This window comes from Streptomyces sp. NPDC052016 (genome assembly GCF_044548445.1).
In the GTDB taxonomy this organism is placed as follows: domain Bacteria; phylum Actinomycetota; class Actinomycetes; order Streptomycetales; family Streptomycetaceae; genus Streptomyces.
On the sequence record NZ_JBIUBX010000022.1, the window covers coordinates 79,377 to 102,901 of the forward strand.

The 23,525-nt window shown below is 74.9% G+C and carries 12 protein-coding genes; 8 read left to right on the top strand and 4 right to left on the bottom strand.

Going from position 1 to position 23,525, the window contains the following annotated elements:
• Positions 1 to 29 precede the first annotated feature (29 nt).
• The 8 genes from ACIHAR_RS26250 (at position 30) to ACIHAR_RS26285 (ending at position 16,211) form a co-directional block, all read left to right on the top strand.
• Entirely contained in the window at positions 30 to 884 is an 855-nt protein-coding gene (locus ACIHAR_RS26250; protein ID WP_365464681.1) for a DUF4132 domain-containing protein, read from the top strand.
• Positions 881 to 5,983 carry a hypothetical protein gene (locus ACIHAR_RS26255; RefSeq protein WP_400022231.1) on the top strand — a complete coding sequence of 1,701 codons (5,103 nt, stop codon included), beginning with the start codon at positions 881 to 883 and terminating at the stop codon, positions 5,981 to 5,983. The genes ACIHAR_RS26250 and ACIHAR_RS26255 overlap by 4 nt, the downstream gene beginning before the upstream one ends.
• Before the next feature lie 35 nt (positions 5,984 to 6,018).
• Positions 6,019 to 7,188 carry an AAA family ATPase gene (locus ACIHAR_RS26260; protein ID WP_400022286.1) on the top strand — a complete coding sequence of 390 codons (1,170 nt, stop codon included), beginning with the start codon at positions 6,019 to 6,021 and terminating at the stop codon, positions 7,186 to 7,188.
• Between the two features lie 875 nt (positions 7,189 to 8,063).
• Entirely contained in the window at positions 8,064 to 11,714 is a 3,651-nt protein-coding gene (locus ACIHAR_RS26265; RefSeq protein ID WP_400022233.1) for a DUF5682 family protein, read from the top strand.
• On the top strand, positions 11,711 to 13,747 hold the full coding sequence (locus ACIHAR_RS26270; RefSeq protein WP_400022235.1) for a hypothetical protein: 2,037 nt from the start codon (positions 11,711 to 11,713) through the stop codon (positions 13,745 to 13,747). The genes ACIHAR_RS26265 and ACIHAR_RS26270 overlap by 4 nt, the downstream gene beginning before the upstream one ends.
• Positions 13,748 to 13,859: 112 nt before the next feature.
• Entirely contained in the window at positions 13,860 to 14,414 is a 555-nt protein-coding gene (locus ACIHAR_RS26275) for a DinB family protein (protein WP_365464689.1), read from the top strand.
• A gap of 425 nt (positions 14,415 to 14,839) precedes the next feature.
• Entirely contained in the window at positions 14,840 to 15,460 is a 621-nt protein-coding gene (locus ACIHAR_RS26280) for a GtrA family protein (protein WP_365464692.1), read from the top strand.
• Between the two features lie 436 nt (positions 15,461 to 15,896).
• Positions 15,897 to 16,211, top strand: a complete 315-nt coding sequence (locus ACIHAR_RS26285; protein ID WP_400022238.1) for a hypothetical protein — start codon at positions 15,897 to 15,899, stop codon at positions 16,209 to 16,211.
• Positions 16,212 to 16,269: 58 nt separating this feature from the next.
• On the opposite strand, the gene ACIHAR_RS26290 is transcribed toward ACIHAR_RS26285, so the two are convergent.
• The 4 genes from ACIHAR_RS26290 to ACIHAR_RS26305 all read right to left on the bottom strand — a co-directional run bounded on the left by ACIHAR_RS26290 (position 16,270) and on the right by ACIHAR_RS26305 (position 23,268).
• Positions 16,270 to 17,433, bottom strand: coding sequence for a substrate-binding domain-containing protein (locus ACIHAR_RS26290; protein ID WP_400022240.1), 1,164 nt, complete (start codon positions 17,431 to 17,433; stop codon positions 16,270 to 16,272).
• Positions 17,434 to 17,541: 108 nt separating this feature from the next.
• Positions 17,542 to 18,657, bottom strand: coding sequence for an ABC transporter permease (locus tag ACIHAR_RS26295; RefSeq protein WP_365464701.1), 1,116 nt, complete (start codon positions 18,655 to 18,657; stop codon positions 17,542 to 17,544).
• Positions 18,654 to 20,201: a sugar ABC transporter ATP-binding protein gene (locus ACIHAR_RS26300; protein WP_365464703.1), complete on the bottom strand. Its 1,548-nt coding sequence runs from the start codon at positions 20,199 to 20,201 to the stop codon at positions 18,654 to 18,656. The genes ACIHAR_RS26295 and ACIHAR_RS26300 overlap by 4 nt, the downstream gene beginning before the upstream one ends.
• A gap of 169 nt (positions 20,202 to 20,370) precedes the next feature.
• Complete coding sequence (locus ACIHAR_RS26305) at positions 20,371 to 23,268, bottom strand: SpoIIE family protein phosphatase (protein WP_400022287.1); 2,898 nt, start codon at positions 23,266 to 23,268, stop codon at positions 20,371 to 20,373.
• Positions 23,269 to 23,525: the final 257 nt, after the last annotated feature.

A 23,525-nucleotide genomic window follows, 5' to 3' on the forward strand; every position in this document is an offset into this window, starting at 1 on the left:
CTTGATCACTGCGGGTGCGGGAGGCACGCATGGGGTGGGTGTCGGCCGGCGACTACGAAGTCGCCCTCGACGACGGCAAGGTGGTGTGCCGCAACGCGGCGGGGCGGCGGTTGAAGTCCGTCCCGGCCAAGATCGCCGACGATCCGGCCGTGGTGGGCCTGCGTCAGCTCGTCGAGTGGCTGGAGCGGCACGAACGCCAGTGCCTGGCCGATGTGGAGCGGTGGATGGTGCGCTCGCTGCCGGTGCCGTTCGCGGTCCTCGCGCGGGTGTGGCCCGACCCCGCCTGGCAGGCCGCCCTGCGCGACCTCGTCGTCACCGGAGCCGACGGCGAGGTGGCCGGTTTCCTCCGGGACGCCGACCCCGAGCGCGGCCTCGGCCTGGTCGACCTCGACGGTGACACCGTGCGCATCACACCGGACCTCGTCCGCCTGCCGCACCCCGTCCTGCTCGACGACCTGGAGGAGCTGCGGGAGTTCGCCGTCGAGCTCGGGGTGGAGCAGCGCGCGCAGCAGTTGTTCCGCGAGGTGTGGCACCGGCCCGCCGCGCTCGACGCGGAGGCCACGTCCGTCGAGGAGTACGCGGGCGGGGCGTTCAAGGAGCAGCGCTTCCTGCACGGCCGGGTCACCCAGCTCGGCTACCGCGTGCGCGGCGGCCAGGCCGTCCACTCGGTCCTGGAGGACGGCCGCACCGTCGAGGCCCGGGTGTGGGTCGGCGACTACGAGGGCTACGAGGAGGCCGAGACCGGCCCGCTGGTGTTCGCCGACTCCGCGGGCCGGCTGCTGAAGCTGGGTCAGGTCGGGCCGGTGGCCTGGTCGGAGGGCATGCGCATGGCGGCCGGACTGTACGCCGGGCGGGACATCGAGGACGAGGAGCAGGCGGCATGACGACGTACGACGAGACCACTTCCGCCGCACTGCTCGACGCCGGCGCCGTGCTGCCGCCGGGCACCACGGACCGGGAGGACGCCGACGTCCTCACCGTCCGCACGTACACGCACCCCGCGCTGGACGAGCGGCGGATCGTGCGGCTCGTGCCGGGCACCGTCGGCGAGGCCGAGGACCTGGCGCTGGAGTTCCTCGGCCTGGCCCGGGAACCGGAGACCCCCGAGGTCGGACAGGTGCGCCGGGAGACGCTCGGCTTCCCCGCCTGGGCGCTGGTCAACGACCCGGCGAACGGGCACCACGCGCTGGCGCTGGTGAAGGACGTCGAGCGGCTCGCCCGGCAGGCCAAGTCCCGCCCCGGCACCGCCAAGGAGGGTTTCGAGGCGCTCGGCGAACGGCTCGGCCGGGCCGTGCCGCACTTCCTGCCCACCTTCTACGAGCAGGCCGCCCGCGTCTTCCTCCAGCACGAGAACACGACGTACGCTGCCGCGTTCTTCGGCAAGGCCCGCGAGGCCGAGCGGGTGCACGCACTGGCCGTGGACGAGGAACGGCAGCGAGCCGTGTTCCTGGAGTTCGCCTTCGCCGGGGCGCTCACGGTCAAGGCGCTCAAGGAGCATGTGAAGGCCCTCGCGGCGCGGCTCAGCCCGGCCGACGCCTGGACGCAGTTCCGCCAGTTGACCGTGGAGCGCTGCGCGGCGGGCATGCCGCCGTACGCGTCGCTGCCGCAGGACGCGCGCGGGCTGATCAAGGCCGCGGGTCTGGACCGGGTCACCGAGGAGTGCTCCCTGGTCGCCGACCTGCTCGCCTCGCCGGCGGCTGTCCGGGCGCCCGCGTCGTTCTGGAACACCTACCGGGCGACGCTCGTCCTGCTGGCAGGTGAGCAGCCCGCCGTACGGGCCCGGCTGCTGGAGATCATGCCGGCGGGGCTGGGCCGGTCCACCGAGGACGACGAGTTCTGGCTCTCGCTGCTCGCGGAGACGGGCGCCGACCTGCTGCTGACCGGGGAGGCCGAGGCGGCGGACGGCAACGCCGGCGGGGCGGCCGGGGTCGACGCGGCGGACTGGCTCAGCCGCTGGGCCCTGCACCGCAAGCACGGCTCCTCGGTCTCCGACCGCTCGCCGGCCACGCTCGCGCTCGTCGAGCGGATGGCCCCGCGGCTGCGGGCCCAGGGCCGCCCCGTGGACCTCTTCACGGGCCGCTGGCACGCCGGCGCCGACCTGGACCTGCTGGACCTGTGCGTCGCGGAGGGGGTGCCGCTGACGCCGCCCGGCGCCGACCAGGATGTCTTCCTGCCCCTGAGCCGCTGGTTGCAGGACACCCGGCCGGGCCGGCGGGATCTGACGGCCCTCGCGGCCGACCCGCGCCACCGCCGGATGCTGTACCTGTCCGTCGGCACCCTGAGCGGTCACCGCCCCGACGAGAAGCTGCTGGAGGGCCTGGCCGGGCACCCCGTCCTCGCCGACGCCATGCGCGAGTGGCTCGACGACTCGGCCGCCGAGCTGACCGCGGCGGCCGGCCTGCCCGCGGCGCGCGCCGCGCTGGAACGCCTGCGCCCCTTCCGTACGGTCGCCGCCCGGGTGAGCCCGGCCGCCGTCGCCGAGGTCGCCGCGCACGAGGTCGCGCCGCTGCTGGGCCGTACCCTGCGCGCCGGCATACCGGACGAGCTGGGCTGGCCCGCCCTGGAGGAGGCGCTGCGGCGGCTCGACGCCGAGACCCGGCAGGACCGCGACGACACGCTGTCCGTGGAGGAGGCGTGGCCCGCGCTGATCCTCGCCCGCCGGCACAAGGCGATCGTCGTCGGACCGGAGGAGATCCTCCTGGAGCACCAGTTGCGGCTGCCCGTCGAGCTGGACCGCTGGCAGCGTCCGTCGTTCCGCTACGCGGACGGTGAGCTGCTGGTCATGTGGCGGCAGGACGGCAAGCAGTTCGGCTACTGGTCGGCCCGCCCGTCCGACGTGTTCCCGCTCGGCGGCGACCAGCTCCCCCGCTGGCACAGCGGTGGCGGTGACGCGGGTGAGCCCTCGATCCCGCTGCCCGGAGGAGGCCGCGCCACGGGCGGGCGCGCGCTGCACGCCGGCGACACGGTCGTGCCGTCCGGCCGCCCGGTCCTCGGCGACGGCACCTCGTACTGGCGTCAGGGCAGGCAGGGACGGCAGCAGGTGTGGCTGGAGTACGACCCGGCCACGGGCACGCACGGCCGTGCCTCGCTGCCCGCGTTCCTGCGGACGGGCATCCGCGAGGGCGCGACCCTGCTGCAGCAGCACTGTGCGGTGCTGCCGCTCCAGCCGGGTCTGGAGCACAGCCCGTTCGGCACGGACGGCACGGTCCTGGGCCGCTGGGTGCGCCGGGAGGGCGACGGCGCGGAGGCCTTCACGACCGCCGGTACGCCCGACGGCCGGACCGTCACCCTGCCGACGGTCCCCGGTCGTGGCGCGGGGGTCCCCCTCGGCGCGCTGCGGCTGCCCGGTGCCGAGCCGTTCGTCGTCGCCCTGCACCGGCAGGTCGCCCTCTACACGAGTGACGACGCCCGCGGCGCGTCGGAGTTGGGCCGGGTGACGCCGCTGCAGCGCGGTGGCGAGTTCGCCGCCGGTACGCCTCTCGTTCCGCCGGTGGACTTCTGGCATGCCCTGCGGCCGCGTGACGAGGACGCGTCGGCGATCCTGCGGGCGCTGAGCGACGAGCAGGCCGGTGAGTTGCTGCGTGTGGGGGCTCAGGCCCTGGCGGAGCGCGCGGCGTTGGTGGCGGCGGCCGCGGCTTCGGCTGCCGCGACGGCGAGTCCCGCTGCGGGACCGGCCTCTTCGGCCGCGGCCGCCACCGCCCGGAGCACCACCACCGCGCGCACGGACACCGACAAGCCCGCCGTTCCGACCGCCGACGAGGTGGTCCGGGAGGCCGTCTCCCGTGCCCTGCCCGCCCTCACCGAGCCGCACCTGCTGACCGGTGTCGCCTCCCTCGTGCGTGCGGTGCTGCGTCTCGCGGAGTCGACCGCCTCGTTCGTGGCGCCTCCCGTGCAGCGCCCGCAGGTGGACCGGCGGCGCGTCGAGGGCATGTTCGCCGACTACAGCCCCGAGAACGGCGACGACGAGACGCTGCGCGAGGCCGTGAGCGGCCTCGCCCACCTGCACGGCTGGTCGGGCAGCGGCGCGCGGTACACCGTCCTGCGGCAGATCCGCGCGGTGAATATCGTGCTGTCCGGGAAGCCCGCCGATGGCAAGCCGCTGCCCGCGCGGGCCCGGCTCACCTCAGCCGTCGGCGGATGGCGGAGCGAGGATTTCACCGTCCCCGGCATCGGCCTGGTGTGGCCGTCCGTGCTGGGCGCCCTGCGGCCCCTCGCCTACCGCGCCGCCTCGCCGACCGTGACCGACGCCCAGCGCGAGGCGCTGCTCCTGCTGTTCGAGGCGATCACGGAAGGGCCGCTGGCCGCGCCCGAGGGATCCCTGCGCGAGGTCGTGCTGAGCGAGCCGCGCGATCAGCAGGAACGAGCCGGTCAGGTGCTGCGCCGGGAGGGGCGTACCGTCGTCGTCCTCGGCTGCCTGCGCGTCGACCACCAGTCCGGTCGGGTGCACTGGCTGGCCCTGGACCACGATCCGGCCGGAACCTTCGGGGCGATCGCCCACTTCACGCTGGAGACGGAGACCGCGTATCCCGCGGTCTTCCCCGCCGACGCGCTCGCGGCCGTGACCCGGCTGGTCCGGGACAAGGGCGCCGCGCCCTGGCAGGCGGAGGCGCCCCAAGCCCTCGCCGCCGCGACCGGGGGCGGGCTGGGCCCCCTTCAGGCCGCCCTGCTCCTCGCGGGGAAGCCCGCGCAGCTCACCGCCGAGGTGATCGCCGCCACCGGGCTGAAGCCCCGGCAGAAGAACCTCGGCGACGGCTTGCTGGGCTCGCTCCTGGCCGACGACCGGGCGGCGCTCATCGGCGCGCTGCTGCCCGGGAACCCGGCGGACCTGTGGACGTCCGGGCCGGACACCGGCGCCGCGGGCCGGGTGTGGGAGGAACGCCTCGCCGGGTTCGTGCGGCTGCCCGAGGACCTCGCCGGGGAACTCTCCCTCGGCGGTGTGCCCACCGGGTCCGCCGAGGAGGTCCTCAACCCGCGCCGCACCCCGTGGCTCAGCCGCACCACGGTCCAGCGTCCCGACAAGGACGGCAACCTCGTCCCGGAGGACGCCCGTGCCCTGCCCGGACGGTACGACCTGACGCGTGCCGTCACCGCACTGGCCGGTCTCGCCTACTCCCTGCCTTACGGGCATCCCTTGCGTGCGGCCCTGCCCGAGGGGCTCGCCGCGCTGCGCCGCCGGATCGGCGACCCGGGGCTGCTGCTCGACCTCGACGTCAGCTGGGCGGAGAAGGGCGGAGCGGCCTCGGGTCACCTGCGCAAGGCGTTCGGGCTGCCCGCCACCGGGGGTGCCGGCGCGGACGGGCTGACCCGGCTCGGCGACGTACTGGTGCTGCGCCCCTGGTACCAGGAACAGGAAGCCGTCCTGGTGCGTCCCGCCGGGCTCACCGGGCCGGACGACGCCGTGTTCGGGCTCGTCGAGGGCGTGGTCGGCGCGGGCCGGGGCGAGGGTCTGCGCGCCCTGCGGACGATCCTCGGCGACGAACTCGCCCGCGCGGTCGCCGCCGGGGCCGCTCCCGAGGAACCCACCGGGCACGCCCAGGACCCGACCGTCAGCGTGCCGGAGCTGGTCGCGGAGGTCGCCGACACGCACGGCCTGGGCACGGACGCGGCCGCTCTCTACCTGCAGTTGCTGGCCCTGCCCGACCCCACGGACCGCAACCGCGCCCGCTGGACCGGCTGGAAGCCCGCCCGCGCGAAGAAGGCCCACGCCGAACTGGCGGCGACCGACCTGGTCGTCGAGGCCAAGCGGCCCCGTGCCGGGCGCACCCTCTTCCTGCCGTGCGGCTGGCACGACTTCAAGGCGCCCGCGCTGCCGGTCGAGGTCTGGAAGGAGGGCCTCTACCCGGTCCGTGACCACGCGCTCGCCGTGCCGCTCGTGCCGGTGCCGGAGCTGTTCACGCGCGCGTGGGACCGCGTCCGCGCCGGTGACGCCCCGGCCTACGAGGAGCTCACCACGCGCGCCAGCCGTAAGGGCCGCCGCCGATGACCACCGTCCCGCCGCACCTGGAAGAACCCGCACCGATGACCACCACCGTCTCCCCCGCCCCGGCCCGCCAGATCGTCCCGCCCGAGGACCAGCACGCCGTCGAACTGGCCTTCCTCGCCGCGTACGACGCCGGGCCGCGCCCGCCCGCCTGGCGGCTCACCCCGCGCGCGGTCGTCACGTTCGTCATGGGCAGTGACGGGCGGGCGCTGAAGCTGCCCGACGGCGCCGAGGTCCCCGACGGGGTGCCCCGCCGCCTGGTGATCGAGGGCAAGTTCGTCGGCGACCGGGCGCTCGTCGAGCGCTGCGTGGTGACCCTCGTCGGCGAGCGCGGCCTGCTCCTCGTCGGCGAGCCCGGCACCGCCAAGTCGATGCTGTCGGAGCTGCTGTCGGCCGCGGTGTGCGGCACCAGCGGCCTGGTCGTGCAGGGCACCGCGGGCACGACGGAGGACCAGCTCAAGTACGGCTGGAACTACGCCCTGTTGCTGGCGCAGGGCCCCAGCCGGCAGGCGCTGGTGCCCTCGCCGGTGCTGACCGCCATGCGCCGGGGCGCGATCGCCCGGGTCGAGGAGGTCACGCGCTGTCTTCCCGAGGTGCAGGACTCCCTGGTGTCGTTGCTGTCGGAGCGGCGCATCGCCGTGCCCGAGCTGGCGGGCACCGAGGACGCGCTGGCGCACGCGGCGCCCGGCTTCAACCTCATCGCCACGGCCAACCTGCGCGACAAGGGCGTCTCGGAGATGTCCGCGGCCCTCAAGCGCCGCTTCAACTTCGAGACGGTGGGCCCCATTCCCGACCTCGACGCGGAGACCGCGTTGGTGCGCAGCCAGGCTCGGGCGTCCGTGGAGCGGGCCGGGGCGCCGTTCCAGGTCGACGACGCCGTGCTGGAGGCCCTCGTCACCGCCTTCCGCGATCTGCGCGAGGGCCGGTCGGCGGAGGGGTGGGAGGTGGAGCGGCCGTCCACCGTGATGAGCACGGCGGAGGCCGTGTCCGTCGCGGGGGCGCTGGCTCTCGCGGCGGCGTACTTCCCCGGGGACCGTGACGTGCTCGGTCTGCTGCCGGGGCACCTGCTCGGAGTGGTCCGCAAGGACGACCCGGCCGACGCGGCCCGCCTGCGCGGCTACTGGGACGGTCCGGTGCGCCGCCGCGCCGAACAGGGCTCCGCCACCTGGCGCACCCTGTGGGACCTGCGCACGGTCCTGGAGGGCTGACGACCGTGTCCCTCTCCCCCGACGGCGCCCCCGCGGCTCCCCACGCCGGGTCAGTACCTCCGGACACCGAGGCCGCTTCATCTGCCGAGGGTGCCGTGGGTGCCCCTCCTGACGGCACCGCCACTCCGTCCGAGGCCAGGGCCGCCTCAGCCGAGGCCAGGGCTGCCCGGACCGACGCCCGATCCGACCCATGTGACGCCGGGACTGCCTCTGCCAATGGTGGGTCCACCGCTGCCGGTGCCACAGCCGCCTCAGCCAACGCCGGGTCCAACCTTGCCGACGCCGAGGCTGCCTCTGCCGATGGTGGGTTCACCGCAGCCCATGCCGCAGCCGCCTCAGCCAACGCCGGGTCCGACCCTGCCGACGCCAAGGCTGCCTCTGCCGATGGCGGGCCTGCCTCTGCCGATGGCGGGTCCACCCCTGCCCATGCCGCAGCCGCCTCAGCCGACGCCGGGGTTGCCCCTGCGGACACCGCAGCCGCCCCGACCGACGCCCGGTCCAACCCACCTGACTCGGCGACCACCCCTGCCGACGCCCGGCCTGCTCCTGCCGATGCCGAGGCCGCCTCTGCTGACGCCGGACTTGCCCCTGCCGCCGGCGGGGTCTCCCCCGCCGACGCCCGGTCCAACCCACCTGACGTCGCGACCACCCCTGCCGACGCCCAGCCTGCTCCTGCCGATGCCGGGGCCGCCTCTGCTGACGCCGGACTTGCCCCTGCCGACGCCGTTGCCGCCGTGCGCGACGCCGGATCCCGCCCACCCCACACCAGGTGCGACTCCCCCGACCCCGCGTCCGACCCACCCGTCGGCGCCGGGTCGCCGCCGCCCGACCCCGTCGCCGCTTCGCCCGAAGCCAGAGCCGTCGTTCCGGGCGCCGTGGCCGGCTCCCCCGGCGTCGGTACGGTCGCGCCCGACGATGCCCTTGCCGCCCTCACCGACCCGGCGGCGCCCTACCTCGTCGGCGTACGGCATCACGCGCCCTCCCTGGCCGCCGCCATGCCCTTGCTGCTCGACGAGGCGAAGCCCGACGTGGTGCTCGTCGAGCTGCCGGCCGAGATGCAGGATTGGCTGCCCTGGCTCGGGCACGAGGAGACGCGGGCCCCGGTCGCGCTGGCCGCGGCCCCACGGGACGGGACGGGGGGCGAGGGGCCGGCGTTCTATCCGTTCGCGGATTTCTCGCCCGAACTGGCCGCCGTGCGCTGGGCCTTCCGGCACGGTGTGCCGGTGATCGCCTGCGATCTGCCGCTCGCGGACCGGGCGTGGGGTGAGGAGCCGCGCGTCCGAGCGTCGGCGAGTGCCGGCGGCCCCCGGCTCGCCGCCGCCCTCCGGGCCGGGCTGACGGGCCGTCCCGGGGACGACCTGTGGGACCGGCTGGTCGAGGCCTCCGCCCCGGGTTCCCCGCCCGAGGCCCTGCGCAGGGCGGCGCTGCTGACGGGCTGGGCGCTGCGCGAGGACACGGCCGCCACCGGCGGGGTGCCCGAGCTGGACCTGCGGCGCGAGCGGTGGATGCGGGCCCGGCTGGCCGAGGCCACCGCGAACGGGGCGCGGGCCGCCGTGGTGGTGGGCGCGTTCCACGCCCCGGCGCTGGTGGGGCGGCAGGCGGAGGAGGACGCGGAGGCCTCCCCGTCCGTGAGCCGTCCTCCGTGGACCACCTCGCTGATCCCGTACACCTACACCCTCCTCGACGAGCGGTCCGGTTATCCGGCCGGCATCCGGGATCCGGAGTGGCAGGACATGGTCCTGCGCGCGGCAGGTGATCCGGCGGCCCTGGAGGAGTCTCTGACGCGGGCGGCCGTGCGGATCTGCGCGGAACTGCGGGAACTCGGTCACCCGTCGGGGCCCGCCGACGCGCGCGAGATCACCCGGCTCGCCTCGGACCTCGCCCGGCTGCGGGATCTGCCCGCTGCAGGCCGGGGCGAGTTGGTCGAGGCCGTGCAGACGGTCCTGGCGCAGGGCGAGCCGTACGGGCGGGGGCGGGCCGTGGCGCGGGCCATGGAGCGGGTCCTCGTCGGCACGCGCACCGGGCGCCCCGCGCCGGACGCGCCGCGCAGCGGTCTCGCCCCGGCGGTCGAGGCCGAGGTGGCGGAGCTGGGCCTGCCCGGCCCCGGGGCGGGCGGCTCCGGCACCGCCCGTGACCTGCGTCTCGACCCGCTGCGCTCCGACCTGGACCGGCGCCGCGAGCTCCTGCTGCGCCGGCTGACGGTGTGCGGGGTGCCGTACGCGGAGGCCAAGGAGGTCGTCGGCGCGGGCGGCGCCGAGGCCCTCACCTCACGCTGGGAAGTGCGCTGGACGCCCGCGACGGCGGCCATGCTGACCGCCGCAGGCGTACGCGGTGTCACGTCCGCGCAGGCCGCCGAGGGCGTGCTGCGCGAGCGGCGGCGCGCCCAGCGGGAGGAGGGCGGGCCGACGGCCGCCCAGTGCGTGGAAGGGCTCGCGCAGGCGGCGGAGTGCGGTCTGCCCGTGCTAGCGGACGAGCGGCTCGACGACGTCGCCGAGGTGCTGCCCCGCGCGGCCACCCTCCCCCACCTCATCGCCGGCCTCACCCTGCTGGACCGCGTGCGCGCCGGGCACATCCCGGGGCTCGGCGCCGACGAGGACCGTGCGGCCCGGGCGGCGGCCGTGGCCGAGTTGCTCACCTCCGCGGCGGTACGGCAGGTGGACGGCCTGACCGGGTCCGAGGACCCCGCCGACGCGCACGCCCTGCTGGATCTCGCCCACCGTGCCGACCTGTCGGGCGGCATCCGGCTGACCGACGCGCTGACCCGGCTGGCCGCGGACGGCTCCCCTTTGATGCGCGGCGCCGCCGGCGCGGTCCGCGTGCTGCTCGGGCAGGAGGACGCCCGGGTCTTCGGCGACCGGGTCGCCTCCTGGGTCGACGGGGCCGTCGACCCCGACTCCCGCGCCGCGCTCACCGGCCGGCTCAGCGGGCTGCTGACCGCCGCCGGCCCGCTGCTCGAGGCGGCGGCACCCGCGCTGGAGCCCCTGCTCGACCGTGTGTCGGAGCTGCCCGACCGGGAGTTCCTCGACCGGCTCCCGGCCCTGCGGGGCGGCTTCGACACGCTCAGCCCCGCGGCCCGCGACCGTCTCCTCGCGTCCGTCGAGGAACGTCTCGACACCGCGCGCGTGGCCGACACCGACGGCGTCGACCCCGCCGCGCTCGCCGTCTGGACCGGCGCGGACCTGTCCGCCCGCGACACCCTGCGGTCGCTGGGCCTGCTGCCTGTGCAGGGCGGTCCGGCGGACGTCACCGCACCGGCAGCCGCCCCTCGGGCCGACCCTCGGGCCGAGAACCACCGCACCACACCCGCCGCCGCCTCTCGGACCGAAGACCACCGCGTCGAACCCGCCCTCCCTCGGGCCGAGGACCACCCCACCGCACCGGCTGCCGCCCCTCGGGCCGAGGACCACCTCGTGGCCCCCGCCGACCGCTGGCGCCTCGTCCTGGGCCGCCGTACGGACCAGCTTGCGTCGTCCGCCGCCCCGCTGGCGACCGCGTTGGACGAGCTGTACGGCAGCGGGCGCGGAGAGGGCAGCAGAGGCGACCTCACCGGATCCGGGGGCGGGGGCGGATCCGGGGGCGGCCGGGAGGTGCCGTACCCGGGGGTGCGGGAGTGGTCGGAGGAGCTGGCCGTTCTGTTCGGGCCGGGCATCCGGGAGGAGGTCCTGGCGGCGGCCGCCGCGTCCGGCCGCAAGGACGTCCTCGCCGAGCTGGACGCGGACAGTGCGCGGCCCTCGGTCGACCTGCTGCGGACCGTGCTGCGGCACGCGGGCGGCCTGCCCGAGTCCCGGCTGGCCGCGCTCCGCCCGCTCGTACGGCGGCTGGTCGACGCGCTGACCCGTGAGCTCGCCACCCGGCTGCGTCCCGCCCTGCACGGCACGGCGCTGCCGCGCCCCAGCAGGCGGCCCGGCGGCGGACTCGATCTGCCCCGGACCCTGCGGGCCAACCTGGCGACCGCGCGCCGCGGCCCGGACGGCACGGTCCAGGTCATCCCTGAGCGGCCGGTGTTCCGCACGCGGGCACGCCGGGCGGCCGACTGGCGGCTGATCCTGGTGACGGACGTGTCGGGATCCATGGAGGCGTCCACCATCTGGGCCGCGCTGACCGCCTCGGTACTGGCGGGCGTACCGACCCTGTCGACGCACTTCCTGGCCTTCTCCACGGAGGTCATCGACCTCACCGGGCACGTCGAGGACCCGCTGTCGCTGCTGCTGGAGGTCAGCGTGGGCGGCGGCACCCACATAGCGGCGGGGCTGCGCCACGCGCGCGAGCTGGTCACCGTGCCGTCGCGGACCCTCGTCGTGGTCGTCAGCGACTTCGAGGAGGGCTACCCGCTGGGCGGCCTGCTCGCCGAGGTCCGCGCCCTCGTGGGAGCGGGCTGTCACGTCCTGGGCTGCGCGAGCCTCGACGACACGGGCCGGCCCCGCTACTCCACGGGCGTCGCGGGTCAGCTCGTCGCCGCGGGCATGCCCGTAGCCGCCCTCAGTCCGCTCGAACTCGCCCGCTGGGTAGGGGAGAAGATCGCATGAGCCCGGACCTGTCTCCGGACCCGACCGGACCGGGCCTGCCCCCGGTCGCCCCGTCCGTCACCGCCGACCTGGTCGGGGCGCTCTCACCGCGGCTGCGCAAGCGGCTGGACGCGGGCGTCGCCAAGCTCGTAGGGCGTCCGGTCGTCCGCGAGGGCGACACCGTACGGATCGCCGTCGACGACGACACCGACCTCGAGCTGCACGCGCCCGGCGGCACGGTGACCAGTGCGGACGCCATCCGCTGCGGGTGTCTGCTGGCCCCCGGCTGTCTGCACCGCGCCGCGGCGGCCTCCGCCGCGCCGGTCGCGGCCGAGGACCCGGCCGAAGGTGCCACCGAGGACCACACCCCCAAGGCTGGGGAGGCAGCGACCGAGCCGGACACCGACATCGGCACCGCAACCCCCACCGGCGCAGAGGCCGGTAGTCCCAAGGGAGCAGAAACCCGTGATCCCACGGGGGCAGAGGCGCGAAGCCCCATGGGAGCAGAGGCCCGAACCTCCACCGACACCGGGACCGGGACCTTCACCGGAACGCGGACCTCCGCCGATATCGGGACCGGGACCCCCTTCGGGACCGGGACCGGGATCTCCACCCGCTCCGGTACCGGTGATGGAACGGCGACCGAGGCGGCCACCGCCGCACAACGCACCGCCGCGCGTGCCGTGTTCGACGCGGCCGCCGCCGTGCTGGAAGCGGGCACCGACGGAGCCGGTGCCGTGCTCCAGGCGGAGCTGCTGCGTGCCGCGCACACCGCGCGCCTCGCAGGCCTCCCCCGGGCCTCCGCCGCGGCGGTGTCCGTGGTCACCGGGGTACGCGCAGCACGCTCGGCCGACCCCGCGTACCGCCTCGCCGACCTGGTGAGCGCCGTGCGGGGCGTCCTGAACATCGCCCACCGCGTGCCGCACGCCACCGGGCCGGACCTGGCCGACCTGCGGGGCACGGTGCGCCAGCCCTACCGCCCGGACGGTTCACTGCGTCTGTACGGTCTCTTCTCCGAGCCCGTCCTGACGACGACCGGTTACGCGGGCGCCGTCACCTGGACGGCCGACGCCGAAGGGCGCCTCTACACGGTCTCCGACGTGGCTCCGGGCGGGCCGGGCCGCGCGACCGGCGCCGCAGACCGGGCCGTACGCATCGGGGACACGGCCCTGACCCACCGTGAACTGTCGCGCGCGGGGCTTGCCGTGTCCGGCGCGACCGTCTCCCCGACGGGCCGTCTGGGCGCGGGGGCGGGAGTACGGGCGGTCCGCGCGTCCGGCGCCTCCTGGCACGGAGAGCCACTGGAGCGGCTGTGGGCCGTGCCCGTCGCCGAGCAGGTCGCCCGCGCGCTGAGGAGCGACGGCAGCCTGAAGAACGAGGGCCACGACCTGCTCTTCCTCGACGTGACCCTCACGGGCACGGTCCGGGAGTCGACGGGCGACAGCCTGCTGGCCGACTGCGACGGGCTGGCCCTCCGGCTGGCCGCGGCCCACGACGACCCTGCCCTCCCCTGTCGCGACAACCTCCGCCTGCTGGCCGCCGCTCGGGGCAGCAGGCTGCGGATCGTGGCCCGGCTCGTCCCCGGACCGCTCCCCCGTGCCCTGCTGCTCGCCGCCGGGCATCCCAGCGACCCCACCGCCCGGGTGGACCTCGGCCTGGACCGCCTCCAGCGCGCGGACCTGCCCGCCTCGACGGCCCCGGGGCCGGGCATGGTCGCTCCCGTGGCGGACGAGGCCCCGCTGCACCTCCTCCGCCGCCGGATCCACCAGGCGGTGTCGGGGGGCCGTCGCGTTCTGGCCTTCCCCGGCAACGGGTCGGGCGACAGCGCTCGTCTGCGCCGGGTGGGCCTCTCCACGGCGGGCGACCTCCTGGACGAGTTGCAGGCCGCCGCGGCGGACCGCTCCCGCGACGCCTTCGGCCGGCTGCTGCCGACGGACACGGACCGCTTCGCACGCGCCTGGCTGGCCGCCGCGCTCTACACGGAGGAGGTGGAACGCCGGTTGTGCGCGGCGGCTTGGGGCGCGGACAGGGAGGTGGCAGCGGCATTGCGGTGAAGACCTCCGGAACCCCGCCCGATGCCCGGCCTCATTAGGTCAGAGTCTGACCTCTTCGCTTCCTAGCGTGGTGCTCGACCGCGGAACACGACCCACGGAGACGGAGAGCGTCATGACCAGCACCACGCACCTCGACGACCCGACCGCCGCACCGGCCGCCACCGGCGAGCGCGCCGACCTGCTCGAGTCGCTTGCCCACCACCGACAGTTCCTTCGCTTCACCACCCGCGACCTCAGCGACGAGCAGGCCGGCCGGCGGACCACGGTCAGCGAGCTCTGTCTGGGCGGCCTCATCAAGCACGTCACCTCGGTCGAACGGGGATGGACGGCCTTCCTCCTGGAGGGCCCGTCGGCCCTGGGGGACTGGAACGACATGACCGAGGCCGACTGGGCCGAGCGGGCGGACGAGTTCCGTATGCTGCCCGGCGAGACGCTGGCGGGTGTGCTGGACGCGTACGCCGAGGTGGCCCGCCGTACGGACGAGGTGGTCGCCTCGCTGCCCGATCTGGATGCGGCCCAGCCGCTGCCGCCGGCCCCCTGGCACAAGCCCGGCACGCGGTGGTCGGCCCGCCGGGTGCTGCTGCACATCATCGGCGAGACCGCCCAGCACGCCGGCCACGCCGACATCGTCCGCGAGGCCCTGGACGGCGCGAAGAGCATGGGGTGAGCGGATCGCGCCGCACGGGATGAGCGGATCGGTCCCGCTCGGCGTGGTGCCGATCCGCGAGCGGTACGGCGCGCGGCGGGTCGCCGTCCGCCGCACGGGGTGAGCGGATCGCGCCCGACCGTCGACGCCGGCGTCTCCCCGCACACAGGGCTGTTCGTCGTCGGCGCACTCTCCGAGCAGCGCGGCACGGCACTTCGACGAGGACGCGACCGACCGCTGACGTGACGCACCGCGTGGGTCGGGCCGGCCCGACCCACGCGGTGGTGCCAGCCCCACCCCCGATTCGGTGGGCCGCTCCCTCGTTCGCGCGAACGGGAAACGGCATCGTTCAACCCGGTTGCTCCGAAGCCGGGTCGAGACCCGAAGAAAGCCCGGCAGGAATCGACTGTCCAGGCCAGAGGTTCGTGCCCCGGAAGGAAACCGCCATGGAGTCGCTGTCCCCGTCCACACCGGGGCCCTTCTCGTCGTTCGTCCGCTTCGTGGTCTGCGGCGGCGGGGTCGGACTCCTCTCCGGTGCGGCCGTACCGCTGCTGGCCACGGTGATGCCCTGGGCCCTGGCGAACGCGGTGATCACGGTCGTCTCCACCCTGCTGTGCACCGAGTTGCACGCCCTCTTCACCTTCGGCACCGGCCGACGTCCGGGGTGGCGCCGGCACGTGCAGTCCGCCGGCTCGGCCACGGCCGCCTACCTGGTGACCTGCGCCGCGATGCTCGTCCTGCACACGGTCCACTCGTCCCCCGGCCTGCTCACGCAACAGGTCGTCTACCTCACCGCCTCCGCCGTGGCGGGCACCGGCCGCTTCCTGCTGCTCCGCCTGTTCGTCTTCAGGGACCGCCGACGCAACGACGCGACCACGACGGTCGCCGCCCGGACCCGAGGGGACACGACCACGGCTGTCATCGTCACCGAGCGCCTGCAGACGCTCCCGAGTCGCCCCGCCCGCGCTACGCAAGGCCCTGCACACCCCCGCGCTACGGAAAGCCCCGCACACCATGGGCGCCGACACGACCTGCTCGTCCGGCCCGCTGTCAGCGCCGCTTGCTGAGCAGGCCTGCGCCCCGGCTCCGGGAGGGTAGCGGCGTGCGCCTCGGGCGAGCCGGGAGGAACCAGGGCGCTGAACGGTGTGGACAAAGGCGCCTGATGGCAGTCTGATACGACGGTGGTTCAGCGTCGGCACACGGGGGGACACAGTGCTCGTCGGAGGTACTGCCGCGAGAGCGGCGACAGTGTGCGCGGTCGGTGTACTGACTCTGGCCGGCTGCTCCTTCGGGGACGAGGGGAGTTCGGCGGAGCCGAGGGACACGGCGGTCGCCACGGCAACCGCGTCCTCCGCTCCGCCGTCGGCCGGTTCGCCCCCGCGCTCGGACTCGGCCTCCCCCACCCCCTCTCCCTCCGTCTCCCTCTCCGCCTCCGTGTCGGCGCCGGCTTCCGCGAGCCCCTCCCCGGTGCACGTGACGGGACCGGACCAGAAGTTGGTGACCATGACCGTCACCGGCGGTTTCGCCGGGGTCAACCAGCAGGTGGTCCTGCGGGGGGACGGCACCGTGCGTGCCACCGACGGGAGCGAGTCCACGGTGCGCCGCACCAGCGCGGCGCAGTTCACGAAGCTGCGCACGCTGCTCGGGGATCCGGCGCTCTCCGACGTCCCCGCGTTCACGATGAACATGGGGGCGGCGGACATGTTCCAGTACAGGCTGCAGTTCGACGGCCGCACGGTCATGACGGACCGCTCCGCCGAGGAGCCCGCGCTCGACCGCCTCATCGACGCCCTGGACGACTGGCTCCCGAAGGACTGAGGGTCGGTCGTGCCGCGTGGTCGGTGCCCGGGACGCGCGGCGCCCCGTCGGCGGGCCGTCACCTGCCCCAGATGCTCCGGTACGCCTCCCGGTATCCCGACGGGTTCCAGGCCGTGGCGCCGTCGCTGTTGTCGGCCGTGGCGATGTGGACGGGGGCGACGTATCCGCTGGCGGGGCGGCCGGAGAAGGCCCGGTTGAACTCGTCGACGATCTGCCAGCCCTGCAGGGACAGCGGCTCGGGCACGGTGGCGGCCTGGTACTGCTCGCTGTCGACGCGCTGGAAGGCGGAGGGGTCCCCGTCTCCGGCGCCGATGTTGAAGGGCGGTCCGGAGCCCTCCTTGCCGGCGGCGCGGAGGACGGGAGCGGCATCGGCGAAGTACAGGTCGTTGATGGCGACGGAGTGGGTCCACCGGTCCCGGAAACGGGAGAGGAGCGAGGAGACCTCACGAGGTGTGCGGCTGCTCGCGTCCGGGATCGGGATGTTCTCGTACGCCAGCAGTTCCACCCCCGAGCAGGTGGCGAGCTCTTTCCTGATCAGCTCGGACTTGTTCCGGGCGAAGGGGATCGAGGCATCGGTGAAGATCACCACCCCGGCGTCGCCGCCGGAGTGCGCGATGACCCATTGCGCGCTGATTCTGGCCACGTCCTCGACGTCGGTCGTGACGTTGGAGAAGAGTTCGGGCCGTCGGCTGGGGCCGGGAGAGGCGACGGCGTGCCAGCCGACGAGCGGAATGCCTGCGGCACGCGCCCGCGTGACCTGCTGCGAGGTCGAGTCGGGGTCGAAGCCTCCGATGACGATGCCCGAGGGCCTGAGGGCCACGGCGTCGCTCATCGCCGCCTGGATGCCGGCGGGGGTGCCGCCGCCGTCGATCACCCGGACGTTCCAGCCGATGACTCGCGCGGCTTCCCGCACGCCGTCGGCGGCGCCCGCGACTCCTGGATTGGTCATGGTCTGGGCGACGTAGACGATGGTCTTGCCGGCCACCGCCGCGGGGCCGTCGGCCGGTCCGTTCCAGGGGATGTCCGTCCGTTCCGCCCGGCTGACGGCGGCCTGGGCCCTGGCCTGGGCGGCGGGGCAACCGCTCGGGCCCGAGGTGGAGTCCTGCGGGCCGCCCGACGAGCCGCGCTCACATCCCGCCAGTACGCTCGCCGCGGCCAGCAGGGTGACGGCGGCGGCGCGGGCCCTGCGGGCGCCGGGGGTGGCCTTGCGGTTGCGGTGCACGAGAGGCTCCTCGCGGAGGGACGAGCGGGAGAACACGGCCGGGGCGTGGGGTGACGCAGGCGGCGCGGGTCATCGGGTGGTGTCCGCCGTGCCGCCGTCGTGCGGCGGTCAGGACGGGGGCTCCGGCGCTTCGCCGGGCGCGTCGCGGGCCGAGAAGACGCCGGTGCGCACCCGGCGGCGGGCGGAGTATCCGGCCAGGCCCACGGCGAGGAGCAGGGTCGCGCCGTGGAACAGGGGGACCGTCCAGAACTCGGCGCCCATCTGGGCGATGCCGGTGAGGCCCACGGCCAGGACGGCGACGGCGACGAGGGTGCCCATGGCGTTGGGGCGGCCCGGTTTGATCGCGGTGGAGCCGAGGAGCGCCCCGACGAAGGCGGGGAGCAGGTAGTCGAGGCCGACGCTCGGGTTGCCGAGCTGTTGCTGGGCCGCGAGCAGAACTCCGGCGAAGCCGACGATCAGGCCCGAGGTGGCGAAGGCGAGGACGGTGTACTTGCGGACCGGGATGCCGACGAGGTCGGCGGCGCGCGGGTTCGACCCCACGACGTAGAGGTACCGGCCGAGGGGCAGCCGCTCCAGCGCGAGCCAGAGGGCGAGCGCGAGCGCGAGCACGTAGAAGGCGGGGACCGGAAGGCCGAGGAGTGTGGAGTTGTAGAGGTCGGTGAAGGCCGCCGGGAGTCCTTGCGGGCCGGGCACGATCCGGCCGCCGTCGGTGATCCATCCGGTCACGGCGTACATCATGCTGCCGGTCCCCAGGGTGGCGATGAAGGAGTCGATCCGGCCGAACTCGACGATGACGCCGTTGACGACGCCCACGACCACTCCGCCGAGGATCACCGCGAGGCAGGCGAGCGGCCAGGGCCACCCCTCGTCGACGACGAGCCGCAGCACCATGACGTGCGCCAGGCCGAGACCGTAGCCGATGGAGAGGTCGAACGCGCCGGTCACGATGGGGACCATGGCCGCGAGCGCCAGGACGGCCGGGATCGACTGCGTGGACAGGATCGAGTCGACCGTGTCCAGGGTGGGGAACGTACGCGGCAGCGTGAGGGAGAAGACGAGGATGAGCAGGCCGGTGAGGGCCAGGAGGCCGTAGGCGCCGACGAGGCGCCCGCCCGGGCCGCGCGGTCGCGCCGGGCGACCCGTTCCACGACCAAGTACGAACCGTTTCGGCGGGCCCGGTCGGCGCGGTCGCGGCCGGGGCGGCGGGGAGGGTGAGGCGGTCACGGGTTCGTCGCGGTGCCGGAGGGGGGCACGGCCGAAGCCGCCCGGGTGAGTTCCGCTGCCGTGAGGGCCGGGCCGCTCAGCTCGGCCGTCACGGTTCCGCGGACGAGGACCAGGGCACGCCCGCACACCCCCGCGACCTCCTCGAAGTCGGTGGAGAGGAGGAGAACCGCGAGGCCGCCGGAGAGCGCCTCGCCGAGCAGGCGGTGGATCGCGGCCTTGGCGCCGATGTCCACGCTCGCCGTCGGCTCCTCCAGGATCAGCAGGCGCAGGCCCGTCCGGAGCCAGCGGCCGAGCATGATCTTCTGCTGGTTCCCGCCGGACAGGGTGGCGATGGGAGCCTCACCGTCGCGGGGACGCACCGAGAACCGTTCGATCAGGGCGGCCGTCTCGGCGCGTTCGCGGCGGGGGCTGATCAACCGCGGCGCCGACCGGTCTCCCGCCCGGGGGTTGGCCAGGAGGTTCTCCCGTACGGTCAGCTCGGGCAGACAGCCCTCCCGCTGCCGGTCGCCGGGTACGAAGGCGACACCCCGTGCGACGGCTTCCGCGACCGTGCGGGGCCGGTAAGGGTGGCCCTCGAGGAGTGCCCGGCCGCCGAGGAGGGGGCCCGATCCCGCGAGGGCTCGGCCGAGGTCGGTGTGTCCGGCGCCCGAGAGGCCGACCAGGCCCAGGGCCTCCCCGGCCCTGAGCTCCAGGCCGACCGGTCCCGTGCCGGCGGTCCGCACGCCGTCGAGGGTCAGGACGGCCGGGCCGTCGACCGGTGCCGTGGCGGGGCGGTGGGGGGCCGGCTCCTCGCCCGTGATGTCGCGCACCAGGCGGAGTGGGCTGTGGCCCGCCGTCGAACCCTGGCTGACGAGACGGCCGTCGCGCAGGACGGCGAAGGTGTCGGCGACCTCGTACACCTCGTCCAGGCGGTGGCTGACGTAGAGGATGCCGTGCCCCCGGTCGCGCAGGGCGTGCAGGACGCGGAACAGCCTGGCGCAGTCCGCGGCGGGGAGGCGCGCGGTCGGCTCGTCGAGGACGATGAGCCTCGCCCGTGCCGACAGGGCGCGGGCGACGGCGACCAGAGACCGCTCGGCCGGGGCGAGGCGGGCGACCGGAGCGTCGGGGTCGAGATGCCCGCCGACGACGCGCAGGGCGTCGGCGCAGCTCTCCCGGGTCCGCCTCCAGGAGATCAGTCCCGCGCGGCGCGCGTACCCGCGGCCCAGGGCGATGTTCTCGGCGACCGTCATCCACTCCACCAGGCCGAGGTCCTGGTGGATGAAGGACATACGGCGGGACGCGCCATGACTCCCGAGGGGGTGTCCGTCGACCGTGATCCGCCCCGCGTCGGCGTGGTGGACGCCCGCGAGCACTTTGATGAGCGTGGACTTCCCGGCTCCGTTGGGACCGAGCAGCGCGAGAACGCTTCCGGCGTGGACGTCGAGGTCGACTCCGGCCAGCGCGAGGGTCCCACCGAATCGTTTGGCGAGTCCGCGGATGCGGACGAGCGGTTCCGCCCGGCTGGGCGGGATCGCCTGCGCAGAGGTGTCGTGAGCGTCGTGCACGGACAGCTCCGGAGGTCGGCCTGGCGGTTTCTTCCCGACGTGTGTCAGTGATACTAGCCGTGCATATCACAATATTTCAGGCACATTGCCGTCCGCTGTGCCCCAACGGATCAGTCGGTCGGCCGAACGCGCGCCGCGTGCTCGCCGAGTGGTCAGGCGCCCGAGTACGTCAGGCACCGTCGAGTCCGCATTCGGCCCAGATGACCTTGCCTTCGGGCGTGTAGCGCGTGCCCCAGCTCCGGGCCAGCTGCGCGACGAGGAACAGGCCCCGGCCGCCCTCGTCGGTGGTGGCCGCCAGGCGCAGGTGCGGGGCGGTGCTGCTGGTGTCGGATACCTCGCAGATCAGGGCGCGGTCGCGGAGCAGCCGCACCCGGATCGGTCCGGCGCCGTGGCGGATGGCGTTGGTGATCAGTTCGCTGAGCGTCAGTTCCGCGACGAAGGCTGCCTCGTCGAGTTCCCAGTCGGCCAGCTGCCGCATCGCGGATGCACGGACCTGGCTGACGAGCGCCGGGTCGGCGGGCAGGTCCCAGGTGGCGATCCGACGGGGGTCGAAGGCGTGGGTGCGGGCGACGAGCAGGGCGATGTCGTCGTTCGGGTGGGCGGGGGCCACCGTGTCCAGGACCACCCGGCAGGTCTCCTCCGGTGGGCGCCCGGGGTGGGCGAGGGCCGTGCGCAACTGGTCGAGGACCACGTCGACGTCGCGGTTGCGGTCCTCGATGAGTCCGTCGGTGTAGAGGACGAGCTGGCTGCCTTCGGCGAGGTGGAGTTCGGCGGGCTCGAAGGGCAGGCCGCCCAGGCCGAGCGGGGGTCCGGCCGGCAGGTCGGGGAACGACACGGCGCCCTCGGGTGAGACGACGGCGGGCGGAGGGTGGCCGGCGCGGGCCAGGGTGCACTGCTGCGAGGTCGGGTCGTAGACGGCGTAGAGACAGGTGGCGCCGATGATGCCGGTGCCGTCGAAGGCGGGGTCCTCCCGGTCCAGGCGCAGCACGAGGTTGTCGAGGTGGGTGAGGACCTCCTCCGGGGAGAAGTCGAGTTCGGCGAAGCTGCGTGCGGCCGTGCGCAGCCGCCCCATGGTCGCGGCGGAGAGCATGCCGTGCCCGACGACGTCGCCGACGAAGAAGCCGACGCGGGTGCCGGACAGCGGGATGACGTCGTACCAGTCTCCGCCCACGTCGCATTCGGCGGGCAGGTAGCGGTGGGAGACCTCCACGGCGTCCTGTTCGGGCAGGCCGCGCGGGAGGAGACTGCGCTGCAGGGCGAGGACCATGGCGCGTTCGTGCGTGTAGCGGCGGGCGTTGTCGATGGACAGCGCGGCGCGGGTGGCGAGTTCCTGGGCCAGCGAGCGATCGTCGTCGCCGAAGGGGGCGGGGTCCTGCGCGCGGTAGAAGGCGGCGGCGCCCAGGACGACGCCCCGGGCGACCAGGGGCACCGCGATGAGGGAGTGGACGTGGCCCAGCAGCCGTTCGGTGTGGTCGGGGTGGTGCGCGAGCCAGCCGGCGGCCGTCCTCAGGTCCGGTTCCAGCACCGCCTGCCCGCTGGTCAGACACCGCAGCTGAGGCATGGTCGGGCCGTAGTCGATCTGCGTGCCGACCTGGCTGAAGGGGAGATCGTCGCGGATGCCGTGGACGACCGTGCGGCGCAGGTCCCTTCGGGGATCCGCGGGTTCCTCGCCGCGCAGTACGGGCTCGGCGAGGTCGATGGTGACGAAGTCGGCCAGGCGCGGTACCGCCGTCTCGGCGAGTTCCTGGGCGGTGCGGCGCACGTCCAGGGTGGTCCCTATGCGGGCGCTGGCCTCCGACAGCAGCTCCAGGCGTCGCCGTGCGACCAGGGCGTAGGTCCCGACGTGGGGCTCCCCCACCATGACGAGCCCTCTCGCCGGGGACAGGGAGCCGAGATGATCCTCCGTCACCGGGTCTCCTATGGCGGTCGGATTGACGTCGACACCCGCGGCGACACCGCCGGGAACGGCGTCGGGAACGGCGTCAGGCAGTCGATGGGGCGCCGGACCGGCGGACAACCGCCCGGGGCCCCCGACCACGGGGACGCCTTCGAAGCGCGGGACGGCACGGGCGCCGACAGGCTCGGCGGCGAAGCCCGGAGCCGCGTCGGCCAGGAGCGGTACGGCGAGGGGCTCGCGCGGTGACGGTCCCGGCAGGACGGCTTCGACCGCGAACCCTTCCACTCCGCCGGCGCTCACCATCGCACGGCTCACGAGCGTGACCCGCCGGCCGTCGGACAGGGGGACGTCGACGGCGGCCCGCTGCGCGCGGGAGATCAGCTCGGCAGCCCTCTCGGTGAGGATCGCCCGGTCCCGGGGGCGCAGCCCGAGGGCCAGCTCGTCCACCCCGACGCGGTGATGAAGGCCGACGCCGGTTTCGACTCCGGCGTCCATGTACGCCCGCAGCAGAGCGCGCTCCCGAGCGGAACTACGCGCCAGCAGCCGCCGCTCGATGGCCTCGGCCGCCTTGCGTATCACGGTGGACAGCGCCGGGTCCTCGTCGCTGCGCGGATACCCGAAGCACAGAACGCCGTGGATGCGGCCGCTGAGCGGGTCCCGCACGGGAAGGGCACGACAGGCGCTGCCCTGGGAGCGCTCGGCGAAGTGCTCGGCGCCGTGGACCCGGATGAGCCGCCGCTCCGCCAGGGCCAGACCGATGCCGTTCGTGCCGGCGAACCGCTCGGCGAACACGAACCCCGGAACCGCCTGGATCGCGGGAAGACTCCTGGCCAGGGACGCGGTTCCGAAGCGGCGCATGAGGACCGTCCCGCTCGCATCGGCGAGGGAGATGTTCATCGCGGTGCCGGCGAACCTGGACTCCAGCCGGTCCAGCACCGGCACAGCCGCGCGGATGATCGGGTCGTCCCGGTCGAAGTCCCCCCGGAAGGGCGGGTCGGACCGGTCCGGCAGCAGTCCCAGGGCCCGGCACCGCTGCCACGAGTTCAGAATCGACGTGCGTACGCCCGACTCCAGCGGCTCACCCTGCAGAAACCGCTCACGGAGACGGACGGGCCCCGTGCCGCCTGTCGCACGGCCCGTGAGTGTCGGCTCGCCGTCGGACCGAACCACGCTGGCCTCGCTCACGCCTTCAATAATGCGCTCTTCACGCATATCCGGCATTGACGAGGATACGGGCATCAGTAATACGAGTCACGGCCCATCGGAGCCCTCCCACACGGCAAGCGGGAGGGCCACTCCCGACGGTCACCGCATGACTGTTCAGGCGCGGCAGGACGGCGGGGCAGTCAGGAGTCCGCCAGGCACCGGTCGACCCGCGGCTCGGAGCATCGGCGAACCGGAACCATCGGCGCTCACCGTCCGCCGTA